At 64.9% G+C, this 14,416-nt stretch carries 14 protein-coding genes; 2 read left to right on the top strand and 12 right to left on the bottom strand.

Features of this window, described 5'->3' with window-relative positions; translation table 11 throughout:
* Window positions 1–155: 155 nt before the first annotated feature.
* The 10 genes from pufC to D779_RS19235 all read right to left on the bottom strand — a co-directional run bounded on the left by pufC (window position 156) and on the right by D779_RS19235 (window position 10,402).
* On the bottom strand, window positions 156–1,238 hold the full coding sequence (pufC, locus tag D779_RS19280) for a photosynthetic reaction center cytochrome PufC (RefSeq protein ID WP_052348295.1): 1,083 nt from the start codon (window positions 1,236–1,238) through the stop codon (window positions 156–158).
* A complete protein-coding gene (gene pufM / locus D779_RS19275) occupies window positions 1,235–2,206 on the bottom strand; it encodes a photosynthetic reaction center subunit M (RefSeq protein WP_043757503.1) in 972 nt (323 codons plus the stop codon). Before pufM ends, pufC begins: the two co-directional genes overlap by 4 nt.
* Window positions 2,207–2,222: 16 nt before the next feature.
* Window positions 2,223–3,059 (bottom strand): photosynthetic reaction center subunit L, encoded by an 837-nt coding sequence (gene pufL / locus D779_RS19270; RefSeq protein WP_043757500.1) that lies wholly within the window; start codon window positions 3,057–3,059, stop codon window positions 2,223–2,225.
* A gap of 117 nt (window positions 3,060–3,176) precedes the next feature.
* Window positions 3,177–3,374, bottom strand: coding sequence for a light-harvesting antenna LH1, alpha subunit (gene pufA / locus D779_RS19265; RefSeq protein WP_198295756.1), 198 nt, complete (start codon window positions 3,372–3,374; stop codon window positions 3,177–3,179).
* A gap of 83 nt (window positions 3,375–3,457) precedes the next feature.
* Window positions 3,458–3,601: a light-harvesting antenna LH1, beta subunit gene (gene pufB, locus D779_RS19260; RefSeq protein WP_007039479.1), complete on the bottom strand. Its 144-nt coding sequence runs from the start codon at window positions 3,599–3,601 to the stop codon at window positions 3,458–3,460.
* A gap of 682 nt (window positions 3,602–4,283) precedes the next feature.
* Complete coding sequence (gene bchZ, locus D779_RS19255) at window positions 4,284–5,738, bottom strand: chlorophyllide a reductase subunit Z (protein ID WP_043757496.1); 1,455 nt, start codon at window positions 5,736–5,738, stop codon at window positions 4,284–4,286.
* A gap of 123 nt (window positions 5,739–5,861) precedes the next feature.
* On the bottom strand, window positions 5,862–7,328 hold the full coding sequence (bchY, locus tag D779_RS19250; protein WP_043757592.1) for a chlorophyllide a reductase subunit Y: 1,467 nt from the start codon (window positions 7,326–7,328) through the stop codon (window positions 5,862–5,864).
* Between the two features lie 19 nt (window positions 7,329–7,347).
* Window positions 7,348–8,316 carry a chlorophyllide a reductase iron protein subunit X gene (locus tag D779_RS19245; RefSeq protein ID WP_043757494.1) on the bottom strand — a complete coding sequence of 323 codons (969 nt, stop codon included), beginning with the start codon at window positions 8,314–8,316 and terminating at the stop codon, window positions 7,348–7,350.
* Window positions 8,313–9,278: a chlorophyll synthesis pathway protein BchC gene (gene bchC / locus D779_RS19240; RefSeq protein ID WP_043757492.1), complete on the bottom strand. Its 966-nt coding sequence runs from the start codon at window positions 9,276–9,278 to the stop codon at window positions 8,313–8,315. The genes D779_RS19245 and bchC overlap by 4 nt, the downstream gene beginning before the upstream one ends.
* Window positions 9,279–9,541: 263 nt before the next feature.
* Window positions 9,542–10,402, bottom strand: a complete 861-nt coding sequence (locus tag D779_RS19235) for a polyprenyl synthetase family protein (protein WP_043757489.1) — start codon at window positions 10,400–10,402, stop codon at window positions 9,542–9,544.
* A gap of 199 nt (window positions 10,403–10,601) precedes the next feature.
* Between D779_RS19235 and D779_RS19230 the strand changes: the two genes are divergently transcribed.
* On the top strand, window positions 10,602–11,462 hold the full coding sequence (locus D779_RS19230; protein WP_157726466.1) for an SAM-dependent methyltransferase: 861 nt from the start codon (window positions 10,602–10,604) through the stop codon (window positions 11,460–11,462).
* 41 nt (window positions 11,463–11,503) lie between these two features.
* Here D779_RS19230 and D779_RS19225 read toward each other — a convergent pair whose 3' ends face one another.
* Window positions 11,504–12,544, bottom strand: coding sequence for a carotenoid 1,2-hydratase (locus D779_RS19225; protein ID WP_043757486.1), 1,041 nt, complete (start codon window positions 12,542–12,544; stop codon window positions 11,504–11,506).
* Window positions 12,545–12,565: 21 nt separating this feature from the next.
* Entirely contained in the window at window positions 12,566–13,045 is a 480-nt protein-coding gene (locus tag D779_RS19220) for a DUF2269 family protein (protein WP_043757483.1), read from the bottom strand.
* A 394-nt stretch (window positions 13,046–13,439) separates the two neighbouring features.
* Between D779_RS19220 and D779_RS19215 the strand changes: the two genes are divergently transcribed.
* On the top strand, window positions 13,440–14,150 hold the full coding sequence (locus D779_RS19215; RefSeq protein WP_043757481.1) for an NAD(P)-dependent oxidoreductase: 711 nt from the start codon (window positions 13,440–13,442) through the stop codon (window positions 14,148–14,150).
* Window positions 14,151–14,416 lie beyond the last annotated feature (266 nt).

Below are 14,416 nucleotides of genomic sequence, written 5' to 3'. Positions count from 1 at the left end.
ATCGTCAGGATGGCTTTACGAATTAGACACTAAGGCCATTCTCACTCTCCACGGCCAAGCACCCTATCGAGGGCCGGCTGACCGTGGCTTTGAACAGGCGCATCGGATCCATCGTCAGCACCATTCTGGCGTCCTTGCCAGCAATCGATCCAAAACTACAGCTTTTGAGCGGCTGGAGCTTCAGGTTCGACTGGAGCCGGTTCCACGGGGGCGGCCGCTTCAGGCGCTGCCGCCTTCGTGGGGCCTTGGAGAGCCGGATAGTCCTTCACCATCTGAGCTGCATAAAGCGGCTTGTAGGCACCCTGATGGCAGGTCATACAGCTGATCTTGAAGGGATCGCCGTAGGGACCCTTCCGCGATTCCGGCAGCACGTCGTTCAGAGGCCAGATGTAATTCTGGTTCATGTCGCGCACGTGACGGATCGCATACCAAGCGGTCGTCCGCTTCGGGGTGCTCTGATCCCAAGCATAGAACGAACGGGTGTTATGACAGAAGGTGCAGTTGACGCCGAGTGCGTCGGAGATCTGCATCATCAGACCATAGGTCCATTCAGCCTGCTTGAGCGAGGTCTTGTTGCCCTCGGGCAGCGCGGTCTGACCGATGACCCGGATCTCGTTCGCCTGATCGAGGAACGGAGTATAGGGATCGTACGGCAGAGCGGCATAGGCCACGGTTGACGAACCATAGTTCTGACCGGTCGGAGTCACGCCCGAGGGCTGACCCGGACCCGGATCCGTGGTCCACACGTACTTGGGCACAGGGTTGCCGCGATGGCAGGTGTAACAGGTCACACCCGTGTTCGCGACGTGCTGCTTCCAGCCCGCATTGGTGTCCTGAACCATCTCGAACATCCGACGCGACACGACCTTGGTGTAGATGTCGTCGGAGGCCCAGTTACCCGGGACGTGACAGTAATTACAGCCTTCCTTCGGAGACACCCAGGTAGTGACGGCAACCATGGTCCGGGTAAACTCGGCGACGGTCAGATCGCTGAGGACCTGCACGTTCTCGTACACGTCGGAGACCTTGGGGCCACCAGGAGCCGCCGCCGGGATGGCCTCGGGCGGCAGATTCTCTTTCAGAGACGCCTCGAGCAACCGTGGGTTGTAGTTCTGCTGCATGGCAAGACCACGGTAACCGGTCTGGACGATCTCATGCCCTGGACGCTCACAACCAAAGAGGGCTACGGATGCAATGAGAGCGACAAAGGGTACAGATACGCGCTTCCCGATCTTCATTGCGACACCCCCGTCAGATATGGGTTTTCAATCGTCACGGTGCTCGGATACTGCGGAGCGACACCGTGTTTGACCGCCCAGAGGTACCAGTTCTCGACCACGGTACCAGTCAGCAGGATGCCGATGCCAGCGGTGATGACGGTCAGAACCGCGAACCACCATGCCCAGCGGTGGATGGATTCCATGGATGCGTTGAAGCCCATGGTCCAGCGCCAGAAGAGAGCGGCACGCTCGGCAGCGGTACCACGATCCACGATCTGATCGATCTCACGGTCGCCACCGAAGCGGCTCACCGCCAGGATGGTCGCGCCATGCATGGCGAACAGCAGGGCCGAGCCATAGAGGAAGGCGATCGACAGCATGTGGAAGGGGTTGTAGTACAGGTTGCCGTAACGGATCGAGAAGGCAGCCGTCCAGTCGAGATGCGGGAAGATGCCGAAAGGCACGGCCTCCGCCCAGCTACCCATCATCACCGGGCGAATGAAGCCCAGGACCAGATAGAAGAAGATCGCCGAAGCGAACGCCCACGACAGGTGCTGGCTCATCCCGAGCGCCTCGGCACGCTTGTAGGTACGCACCCACCACAAGATGATGGACATGGTCAGGAAGAACCCGGCCATCAACCACCAGCCACCCTCGGAGAGAGGGGGAATGCTCAGACCGTACTGCGGAGCCGGCGGCTCCAAAGCAAGCCAGAAGAAATGCTTGACGAATTGGATGACATTCCAGTCAACCGTCGCCAGCATGTTGAATCCCATGATAAAGAGCGCGACGGCACCGAAGATCAGAGACAGAGTGCCGGTAAACCCGAGGTAAAGCGGACCGATCTGCGCGTCGCCGATCTTCCCAATCCAGTAGGAGAAAATAGGCTTGCCAATGCGCGGCAGCTGGCCTTTCGGCAGCGGTACCCCGGGGTAAGCCGGAGAGCGCACCTGCACGCTGGTAAAAATATTTTGATACTCAGGCATTGTAGTCTCCTAGTTCCTACCAGAGCGGGAGCTCAAGCCACCAGTTCCACCATTCCGGCCAACCGCGGGTCCAGAAGGGTCCACTGATAACGATACACACCGCACTCCAGAAGACTGCACTCAGAGCCAGGAACAAGCCCAGACGGTGGATGGCGAGCGCACCGATGGAGTAGCCCACGATATCGCGGAAGAAGGTGTTCTCGTGCTCGCCCGTCTTTACGCACTCGCCTTTTTGCGGATTCGTCACCGACAGGATCAGCGAGCCGTGCATCGACAGCGCCAAGCAATTGGTGAAGAAGAACGCGATCGCAAGCATGTGCGCCGGGTTGTAGTGGAAATGCAGATACTGGTAGCCGGTATTGGACACCCAATCGAGGTGGCTCAGGATTCCGTAGGGGAAACCATGACCCCAGGCGCCCAAAAGGATCGGGCGAACCACGACCAGCGTGATGTAGGCACCGATCGCGAAGCTGAAGGCGAAGGGGATATGGAAGCCGATACCGAGCTTGCGGCAGATCTCAACTTCTCTGAGGGCCCACGAGCCAAAAGCGCCGATGGCGCAAATGGTGATGATCTGCCACAGACCGCCCTCGGTCAGAGGCGCCATCCCGAGGCCATAACTGAGGTCCGGCGGATTGATACTGATCTGCCAGATATTGTAGGTCTGAAGCTCGGGGGTTGGACCGATGGTAGCGCCCCAAGCGATCAGGAGCACTCCCAGCAATGCGAAGAAGAAGCCCGACACTCCGAAGAAGCCGACGTAGAACGGCCCCACCCAGAAGTCGAATAGGTCTCCCCCTATTAGCGTCCCGCCACGGACGCGATATTTTCTCTCAAAACTGAGCATGGCCATCGTAAAATCCTCTGCTGGGGAGGCATCCTGAACGGCTGCCTCCTCTTAGCACTGTCGGCGGTAGGGGAGGCTGCCCGGTCGACAATGCCTCGCCTGCCACCCCCGTCAAGGACGCGATTACCGTTGCGGAACAGCAGGCGTCACTTGCTGGACCGAAGCGGCCGGAATGCCGTCTTCGAGCCAATTGAACTCGGCAGTGCTGAGCAGGATCATGTGAATGGCGAGACCCAGGATGGTCAGGAAAACGCCCAGGGCGATCAGAACGCGACGGGGATCGATCAGGAGCCAGATTTTCCACAGATCAGGAGACATCATCGTTTTTTCCTCTAATCAATAACGGATAGGGCAAAACCAGTTAGCCAGCGGATTCGAGCGTCGGCCAGCCATGCCTGGAACAATTACAGCCAGGGGCGCCACAGCCAGGCGAGGATGTGCGCAATAACGACGATCCCGAAAAATGCCGTCATGCTCTGCACGAAGATGCCATGGAACTCTTGAGCTTCCTGTTCGGTCAGACCGGTCATGCTGGTGTTGTCAGCCATCGTTAAACCCTCCGAATCTGGAGATGAATCTTAAAGTTACGCCGCACTCAGCCCGTGCGGCTCGGGAGTGCCGTGGACCTACCTGCCACGACAGAGAAGCAACCCGTTCGCACGGGCACATCCTCATTCAGCGATCCCCATCGAGCAGACCGCAAAATTCGTTTCACCTGCCCCTGAACCACCCTCACGCTCGGTCGCCGACTCCGCTCGACGGAGAGGACACCCAGACGGGAAATGAACGTCAACTTCGGGACATGCCGACGCGAGCGTCGGATCTCTCGGCGCACCTCAATGACATTGGCCCTCAAGGGGTAGCCGAATTTGGGTGTCAGTCTAGCTTGACTGGCACAGATGTCAATCTACATTTACACCTGTTTTTAAGGACAAACTGATCGAGGGCAGTATGTGGCCAGAGCCGTATATGTTAGGGCGAGAAGACCGACCTCACGCCAGAACGGCAACAGAAAACCGCGCCACACCCAGACCCCGGGAGGGGAGTATCGAGCATGAATTCGAGCGGAAATGACCGCCTACTTCCAGCATCGCTGCACGAGATTTCGGATCCGGAGAGCGCCGTCGAACGGAGGGCGAGACACCCTCTTTACAAGACGCCGCCACAAGGCCGCCAGAGACGACAGGAGCGCCGCTGACGACCATCGAGAGGAGAGGAAAACGGGGAAAATCAGGCCGCGCCGGAGGCCAGCGCCTTCTGGGTCTGGGTCACGCGCTCCGCGGTCACGCGCTCCTCGCCATCGGTCCGCGCGGACCGCTCGGCCGCGTCGCGCAGCCGCTTGGCCGCCGAGATGCGCACCAGGACGGGTTGGGACTCCACAATCCGATCGAAGACCGCCCGCGCCTCCTCGTCCCAGGGCAGCTCGCGGTGCATCCTGGCCGGGGTGGCATCGACCTTGTCGAGATCCGTGCCCAGCGGCAGGATGTTGAAGAGGGCGTCGAAGAGGGCGTTGCAGACCTCCTGAACCAGATAGGTCGCCCCCGAGTAGCCCATGAAGGGCGTCCCGGTATGACGCCGGATGACGGTCCCCGGAAAGGAGGCCGGAATATAGGTGGCCCGTGCACCGATCTCGGACAGATACATGCGCTCGTTGTAGCTGCCGAAGAGCACCAGCGGCGTCTTCTCGTGAACGGCGGCGCGGATGGCCTCGTTGTCGATCTTGACCCCGGGACGCCGGGCGAAGGCGAAGCTGCAGGGCAGACCCAGCTCGTCCTCCAGGAAGTGACGCAGACCGCGACTGTAGGTCTCGCTCGCCGAGACACCGAAGCTCGCCGTACCGAAGAAGTCCTGGGTCACCGAGCGCCACAGATCCCAGATCGGCTTGATGGTGGTGTGCTTCTCGCGCTCGATGAAGGGCTCGGGGTCCAGCTCCAGCAGCTCGCCCAGGGCGCGCAGGAACTTGGTCGTGCTGTGCAGCCCGATCGGGGCCTGCAGGAAAGGGCGATCCAGGGCCTCGCACAGGGTACGGCCGAACTCGCGGTACATGCAGATGTTGACGTCGGCGTCGGCCAGCTTGGCGACGTCGTCGAGATGACTGCCGAGCGGGAAGGTCATGTTGACCTCGGCACCGATACCCTCGACCAGACGACGGATCTCGGCCAGATCGGAGGGCGAATTGAAGGTACCGTACATGGGGCCGATGATGTTGACCTTGGGACGCTCGCCCTCCGCGCGCGGCTTGCGTTTGACCGTCGCGCCCTTCTTGGGCCCGAACTGGGTCCAGAGCCAATAGATGGCCCGGTTGGCGCTCTGCCACTGGTCCTCGTCGATGGTACGCGGCAGGAAGCGCAGGATGCCGGTTCCCTCGGGCGTCACGCCGCCGCCGATCATCTCGGCGATGGAGCCGGTCACCACCACGGCCGGACGCGCGGGATCCAGGGTCTCGAAGGCCCGGCGCATCGCCTCCTCGGTACCCTTCTGCCCCAGCTCCTCCTCGCCCAGCCCGGTCACCACGACCGGCAGCTCGTGCGGAGGCAGCCCGTCGGTGTAATGCAGCACCGCTGTCACGGGCAGGTTCTCGCAGCCCACCGGGCCGTCGATGATGACCTGCAGCCCCTTGATGGCGGCGAAGACATAGACGGAGCCCCAGTAACCGCCCGCGCGGTCGAGGTCATTGATCAACATCGGATAACGCTCTCTCGTCAAAGACCGCCCCGGCAATGCCGGCGCGGTCTCGCTCGTGATAGTGGATGGGGCCGCCGGCGCCGATCTGAGCCAAGGCCGACGCCCCTTGCTTCAGACTCGATGTCAGGCGCGCTTGGCGGCCGCCGAACGCTTGGTTCCACGCTTGACCGGCATCTGCGGCCACACACCGCTGGTCTCGCCCTCCCCCACGCCCTCGAAGAAGCTGCGCATGGCGACGAAGCGCTCCTTGTTGGCCAGGGCCGCGTTGATCACCTGCGCCAGCGAGCCTGCCCCAGCCGGACCCATCAACGGACGCGCCGAGATCAGGTTGGTGAAATAGAGCGCCGGGATCTCGAGCTCCTTGGCCGCCTGGACGACCGGCGTGGTGCCGATGGCGAGATCCGGATCGAGCGACTTGACCGCCGCCAGGTCCTGTTCCAGCGAAGCACGGAACTGAACGGGAACCCCGCGTTCCTCGAGCCAGGCGAGATCGCCCTCGTTCCAGGGGGTGCGCGGACAGGCAGTGCCGACATAGGGCACCTCGGCCCCCGACTCGATCAGCAGACGCGCCACCAGCAGCTCGGAGCCCTCGTAGCCCGAGACGATCACCCGGCCCTTGATCGGCATGGCCGCCAGCGCCCCGCCGATGGCGGGCAGGAATTTGTTCTTGGCCGCGTCGACCTTGTCCTTGGCGACCCCGCAGGCCTCGCCGATGGCGTCCAGCCAGGCCGCCGTGCCCTCGCGCCCGACCGGGGCCGAGCCCACGATGGGGCGACCCGCCACCGAGAACTCGCGACAGGAAGCGGCATACTGGGGATGGATGGCCGCGACGGCCCGGCAGTCCAGCGCCGCATAGAGCTCGCGCCATTCGCGGGTCGGGACCACGGGCCCGACCGCCAGCCCCAGCGGATCCAGCATCATGCCGATGCCGACCGGATCGGCCGGGAACATCTCGCCCAGCAGGGTGACAGTGGGACGCTCGCTGCGACCGCCGCGCGGCGCCTGGACCGGCCCCTGCTCGGCCTCCTGACGGGCGTACTGGAGCATGGCGCCGGCCAGCACGTCCTTTGCCTCGGCATGGGTCGGGGTGCCGAATCCGGGCACGTCGATGCCGAGGATACGCACCCCGTTGAGTTCCTTGGGCAGCAGACGCAGCGGCACCCCGGAGGCCGTCGGCACGCAGAGATTGATGGCCACGATGGTGTCCACCCGCTCCGGGTCGGCCAGCTTGAGCACCGCCTCACGCGCATCCTCGAACAGCCGACCCGAGACCAGGGACTCCGAATCGAAGGGCACGTAACCGATCGAGCGGCGCGCGCCATAGAAGTGCGCGGTGAAGCTCAGACCGTAGACGCAGCAGCCCGAGCCGACCAGGACCATGGCCGTGCGGCGCATGCGCAGACCGACGCGCAGCGAGCCGAAGGCTGGACACATGGTCTGGGGCTGATCGTGCGGCCCCATCGGATAGTCCGCCGCCAGCCGCTGGATCAGCTCGGCGTTGCCCGCCGCGACGGCGGCCGCTTTGAGGGTCTCCGGATTGCCGCAGGCGCCCGCCTCCGGCGCCTGGTCACGAGAGGAATCGCTTGCCATCGATTTGCTCCGCTCGGGCTCAGACATCGTCGTAGACGACTTCGAGCGACGGCTTGGCGATCGCCGCCGCGTCGCACATGTCCTCCGGACGGGCCGGCTCCAGCACCACGTGACGACCGACCTGATCGCCCTTGAAGAGATCCAGCAGGGCCTCGTGCGCGAGCGGCTTGGGCCGCACCGGCGGCGCCTCGGCGACGTTGATGGCCAGCTCGGCGAACAGCGGACCCCATTCGCCGCCGGGGACGCCGATGATCTCGTAGTTGGCGCTCTTGCGGCGGATCTCCTCGTGGGCCGGAATGGTGGCCAGGATCGGGATGTCGACGCCCTTGGCGAAGGCCTGGGCCTCGCCGGTGCCGTCGTCCTTGTTGATGACCATGCCGGCCACGCCGACGTTGCCGCCGAGCCCGCGGAAATATTCCACCGCCGAGCAGACGTTGTTGGCGACATAGAGCGACTGGAGGTCGTTGGAGCCGACGATGATGACCTTCTGGCAGAGATCGCGCGCGATCGGCAGACCGAATCCGCCGCACACCACGTCGCCCAGGAAGTCGAGCAGGACATAGTCGAAGTCCCATTCGTGGAAGCCCAGGCCCTCCAGCAGCTCGAAGCCGTGGATGATGCCGCGGCCGCCGCAGCCGCGACCGACCTCGGGACCGCCCAGCTCCATCGCGTAGACGCCGTCGCGCTTGAAGCAGATATCGCCGATGGCGACCGACTCGCCCGCCTTCTTCTTCTCGCTGGAGGCGCCGAGGATGGTCGGACAGTTGCGTCCGCCGAAGAGCAGGGTCGCGGTGTCGCTCTTGGGGTCGCAGCCGATCAGCAGGACCTTCTTGCCCTGCTGGGCCATCATGTAGGAGAGGTTGGCCAACGTGAAGCTCTTGCCGATCCCGCCCTTGCCGTAGATGGCGATGATCTGGGTCTCCTTCACGGCCGGCGCGGCGGACGAATCTGAGGCGCTCGGCGCCGGAGCATTGACGGGTACATTCACGCGATGGATCTCCAATCAAGAATCATCTTCAAGCAAGTCGGGTCACCGAATGCCGTTCGGTAGGCCGAATCGGCCTCGGTCGCCGGAACGCGATGGGTGATGAGCCCATCGAGCGAGAGCCGGCCGGAGTCGAGCAAGGCGCGCACCGCCGCCAGATCGGACGGCTGGAACTCGGCGGCGATACGGAAGCGCGCCTCGCGCATGAAGGCCGGCGGGAAGGTGAAGGACACCGGCTCGTGATAGAAGCCGGCGAGCACGATCTCGCCGCCGCGCGCCATGCGGGCGACCAGGCTGTCGAGAATCTTGGCGTCGCCGCTCATGTCGCAGATGGTGCGATAGTCGCGGCGCGGATCCTCGTCCGGGGTCGTGACGTCGTAGCCATAGCCCTCGGCGCCGGCGTGACGCACCGGATTGGTCTCCCAGACCACGGGACGCCCCCCCTCCCCCAGCGCGGCGATTCGGGCCAGCAGACGCCCGAGCACGCCGTGCCCCACGATCAGCTCGACGTGCGGCGAGGGCCCGGCGATGGCATGGTAGGCGGTCGCCGCCAGGGCCATGAGCACGCCCTGCTCGCCGAGCGATTCCTCGACCGGCATCAGCCGCGCCGCCGGCGCCACCACGCGGGAGGAGGCCCCGCCGAAGAGACCGCGCACCTCGCCGTAGCAAAGCGCACCCGGCACGAAGACCCGCTGCCCCACGGCCAGTCCGGCCTCGGGGCCGGCATGGATGACGCGACCGACCGATTCGTATCCTGGAACGAGCGGATACCCCATGCCCGGGAAGGGCGGCATGCGGCCGGACCAGAGCAGGCGTTCGGTACCTGTGCTGATACCGCTCCACTCCATGTCGACCACGACGTCCGCGTCGCCCGGTGGCGTCAGCTCCAGGCGCTTCAGCGACAAACGCTCGGGCTCTTCGAGGACGACGGCGAGTGCTTCGAGTTTCGGCGTATCTGGGTTCAAGATAGGACTCTGGGCTAGTTGGATCTAAACGGGCCGCTCAGTGTAACCAAAGTCGAGTCGCGGACTTGGGCGGCAAATGTAGGGGATTGCGGCGATCATGCGCTGAGCGACGGGAGGCGCCGGCAAGGCGACGCGCCCGGCGCGGAAGGAACGGGGAAGACACGGGAGGGCACGCAGCCGACCCGTCATCGAGGACACGCGCATGATTCCACTAGGCGGCAAGAGGCGTCCATGCGGACGCCCCCGAATCGCGAATCAAACCCTCAGGCCGCCCGCTGGGCGAGATCCTTGGGCATGATGTGACGCGACTCGACCATCAGCACCTCGGCCAGCTGCTCCGCGCCCGGGCAGGGCGGGATGGCGTCGATCGCACCCTTCACCAGACCGCGCAGACGCTCGATGGCACCGTCGACGCCCAGTTCGCCGGCCGCGCTGGGACGATTGAGCAGCGCATCGCGCCCGACCGGCTTGCCGACCTCCTGGGCGCTCGCGGCGACATCGCGCAGATCGTCGGCGACCTGATAGGCCTCGCCGATGCGATCGCCGACCACGCGCCAGACCTCGGCGTCGGCCCCGGCCACCTGCGCACCGGCAGCGGTGGCGGCGGCGAAGAGCGAACCGGTCTTGGCGCGATGATAGTCCTCGACCGAGACGCTCGGCTCGCACTCCCATGCCTGACCGGCGGTGATGCCGTAAGGCATGCCGACCGAGCGGCTGACCGTCAGCAGAAGCGGCCCGAGACGCTCGGACTCGAGGCTGCGCGCCAGATGCTCGAAGGCGAGGATGATCAGCGCATCGCCGGCCAGAACCGCCAGCGGCTCGCCGAAGGCGCGGTGCACCGAGGGCACGCCGCGACGCAGCGGAGAGTCGTCGAAACAGGGCAGGTCGTCATGCACCAGCGAGGCGCAGTGGAGCAGCTCGATCGAGGCCGCGGCGGCATCGGCGGCTGCATAATCCTTGCTGCCGCAGGCGGCGGCGACGGCCAGACAGAGTCGCGGACGCACACGGGCGCCGCCAGGGAAAACGGCGTGCCGCACGGCCTCGGCCAGCCGCGGAGGAGAGCCTGGGATCACATGATCGATGGCTGCCGCCAAAGCCTGCTCAATTCTCGTCGTGGCATCCATCGGTACACTCCCACGGTAACCGCATTTTCACTGTAAAAATGTAAGGTTTAGTTGACACTATAAGGTGTCATGTACAATAGACATCAATACCCGAGGCGTCAATGCAGAAGAGACGGACATGCCCGCCCCGGACTCGCCGCACCTCGGCCGCGCGGAATCATAGCATGCGCCGCCTGGCGCAAGCAGAAGGAGACCACATTTGAGCGAACCCAAGAGCGCACGCGATAGCGGCACCGGGATGACATTCCCGACACTGCCGGTACGCATGCTGTATCGCATCGCCTCGACCCACGCCTTCACCGAGCGGGGCATGTATCTCAATTTCGGCTACTGGGCCGAGGCAAGGAACATCGACGAGGCCTGCGAGGCGATGGTCGAGCTGATCGGCCGCACGGTCGGACTCTCGAGCGACGACGAGGTCGTGGACGTCGGCTTCGGATTCGCCGACCAGGACATCTACTGGATCCAGCATTTCGGCCCGAAGCGGATCATCGGCATCAACATCACGCCGGAACAGGTACGGGTGGCCCGCGAGCGCGTCCGCGAACTCGGACTGGAGGAGCGAATCGATCTGCGCGAGGGCTCGGCGACCGCCACCGGGCTGCCGGACGCCTGCTGCGACGCGGTCATCGCGCTCGAATGCGCCTTCCATTTCGATACCCGCGAGCACTTCTTCGCCGAGGCCGCCCGCATACTCAAGCCGGGCGGGCGCCTGGTGCTCGCGGACTCGATCCCGACCGGCCCTGACGTCAACCCATGGCGGCACCCGATCCGGGCCTTCCTGAACGACGCCATCCGGGCCGCGCTCGCGGTTCCGCGCGCCAACGTCTACCCGAGAGACGTCTATGCCGAGAAACTCGCCGCGGCCGGGTTCGAGGACGTGAAGCTGGAGTCGATCCGCGAGCAGGTATTCCCGGGCTGGTACGGCGCCCTGTTCGAGGACCAGGGATTGCGCCAGCGGCTCGGCCCCGTGGGCTGGCTGGTCCGCCGCTTCCCCAAGGCCGACCTCTACGCCGGATTCGACTACATCCTGGCCTCGGCGCGCCGCCCGAGCGCATGACGGGCGGCGGCCTCGCAAGAGGCCGCCTCCGCCGTCGCGGGCTACTTGCCGACCCGAGGTATGCGGAACGGCAGGAGCGTCTGCACCCAGCGCGAATTGAAGCGGTCGAGACAGACGCTCTCGTGCATCGCCGTCACCGGCTCGCCGAGCAGATGGGACTCCAGCACCGAGCGGGTATAGAAGGGGGTGTCCTCCAGGGTCTCCGCCACGCGAGCGAACTTGTTCGCATCCACCCGCGTACCGCGGCGCATCAGCCAGGAGGTGTTCGGCAACCGCACGTGCGGCGGCGCCTCGAAATGCTCCACATCGCCATTCGCGGCGAAGCGCAGACCGAGCGGCGGCCTGTGCCCCTCGCGCTGCGTCACGTCGTACAGGATGGCGGCGCCCCCGTCACTCAGCATCGCCCGCGACCATTCCCAGCGCTGGAATGCCCGTTCGAGCGGCTCGACGCCCCAGTTGGAATCCAGGTATCCGCTGCCCGACCATCGCAGCGACGGCTTGTCCAACTCGACCTCGACATGGGCGCGCGGAGCGATGGGCGCCCAGTAATGACGCCCTGCATGGTCGAGCTGATAGGGCCTGGCCGCGATCGCGTTGGGGTAGACCTTCACCCGCCCGCGCAGACGCGAGGGAATCGGCACCGTGATCTCATTGATGTCGATGATCAGACTGCTGCCGTCCCAGGACAGCGCGCTCGGCCCGATCTCCAGACTGGAGGCGTCGCGGCGCAGCGCCGATCGTCCCCGCTCGGTCATGGTCCAGCGCTTGACCTCGCCGTAGAGGGCGACGTTCAGCGAATTGTGGTTCAGCGGATCGCTGTCGCCGCGTCGGCGGGCCTTTGCATAGTAGGGCGAGAAACAGCTGCCGAGCTGGGCGATGAGGGTGATCCCATAACGCCCGTCGTCGCTGAGCGCGTCGACATACCACCAGAGATAGCCCTCTGGCATCACGCCCGCGTCGAAGCGCGGCCCGACCCCGGGCGCGCAGGCGCTGATCAGCCCGAGACCGTCTCCCGGGGCGCCCTTCCCTCGCGCATCGTCCGCCCGCAAGGTCCCGGGCTGCTCAAAATCGATTGCTCGCATCACGCCACCTCCGACAAGGGATCACCACCAATAGGACATCGGCTTGGCCACCATCCAATAGAGCCCGGCCAGCAGCGGCACGGTCGAGAGCAGCCCCCAGACCAGCCAGATGCGGCTGTATTTCCGGTATTCCGCCGGCACCTCGCCGATGACCGCGAACTCCTGCGCGAGCCGCGCCTGCTTGACCTGAAGCGGAACGAGAATGCCGAGCCAGACGGCGCCCGCCACGGCGAGCATCAGCTGTCCGAGGACGAGCCAGGGGGTCGAAAACAGCGGCCAATGACCGACGAAGGCGGCGCCGTAGCCGCCGATCACCATCAGAAATCCACCGGACAGGGTGAAGGAGAAATCGGTGACGGTCACCAGCCACTGGGCGAAGGCCATGATCTGCGTCTTGTTGGTGCGGTCGGCGAACACCTTCCAGAGCGCGGTAACGGTCACATTCCCGGCCATCAAGACAAGCCCGAGAATATGCAGGGATTTGAAGAAGGCATATAGCATGGCAGGGGTTCACCACGTAGTGCTAGAAGACAGAAGGATCCCGATCCCCCAGGGGAGTCGACGCTGGAATAGTCATATGAAGACACGTCTCTGGCTGGAGCATGACCGGAGCGATTCGGACACCGACCGGGCGGCCCCGAACTGGGAGGCGCAATCGGCCTCGACGACGAGCAGGATGTCGCTGTAAACAACCACAATGCGCGCGGATTATAGTGACGCTCATCGGCATTGTATAGGCGCCGCCCGCAAACCATGGGCGACGCCCGCCCCCCTTGATGCTAGACTCCCCGACCGCGAAAATCCGCTAGCGCCGCAGCGAGCGGCCGGACTCCGGATCGGCGATCGTCGGACCCGGATTGGGCATGCGGATCGGCCAGACATCAGGAGACCTGTTTTGAAAGTCGTTGTTTTCGGAGCGACCGGCAAGACCGGACGCACGGTCGCATTGAACCTGCTCGCCGCGGGGCACGAGGTGACCGCCTTTGCCCGCGACCCGGCGAAATTCTCCAAACACACCTACGAGGGGCTCAGGATCCTCCAGGGCGACGCACTGAACCCCGCCGACGTGGCATCCGCCGTGGCCGGTCAGGACGCCGTCGTCGTCAGCCTGGGCGATTCGCTCAACCCCGTGGTGCTGAAACTGGGCGCCAGACTGGGCGTCAAGCGCAACACGCCGCCCAACATCTGCGAGGCCGGCACGGCCAACATCCTCGCCGCCATGCGGACGGCCTCGGTCAAGCGAATGATCTGCGTCACCTCCTACGGGGTCGGCGAGACGCGCGACCGGCTGTCGCGGGCGTTCAAGGTCTGGTTCCGCGTGCTGCAGTTGGGCGAGCAGCTGGCCGACAAGGATCGGCAGGAGACGCTGGTCAAGGCCAGCGATCTGGACTGGACGCTGGTCCAGCCGGTCGGACTCACGGATGGCGCAGCCACCGGACGCTGGGTGGAGAGCACCTCGGGCGATCGGCGCAAGCGCACCGTCAGCCGGGTCGATCTCGCCGACTTCATCAAGAACGTCCTGGAGGACGGGCGCTACGTCCGCGAGACGGTCGTCCTGTCGCAGCTGACGATTTCCGAACGGGATTTCGCGACACAGGCCGCTTGAGCCCGCCGCTCCGTTCGAACGTCCCCGCCTTCGTCGATGCGGCATCTGCCGCATCGAGACGGATCCCGCGCATCCAGCCCTGGGCGCGAGCCCGAAGTCAGGCGACCGAGGCTGCCAATGGCACCGGACGCCGCGCCTTCACCTCCAAGCGCAGCCCGGTCAATCGCTCCGACTCCCGCCATAAACGGTCGGCGGCCGCGGCATCCAGCGCCTTGGCCGGAATCCTCGCCGGCCCGGGCGCCCCCTTGAGCTCGAGCCAGCCCGAA

Source organism: Imhoffiella purpurea, assembly GCF_000585215.1.
Taxonomy (GTDB): domain Bacteria; phylum Pseudomonadota; class Gammaproteobacteria; order Chromatiales; family Chromatiaceae; genus Imhoffiella; species Imhoffiella purpurea.
The sequence above is the reverse complement of the archived record's forward strand: the minus strand, read 5'-3'. Positions and strand labels throughout refer to the sequence as shown.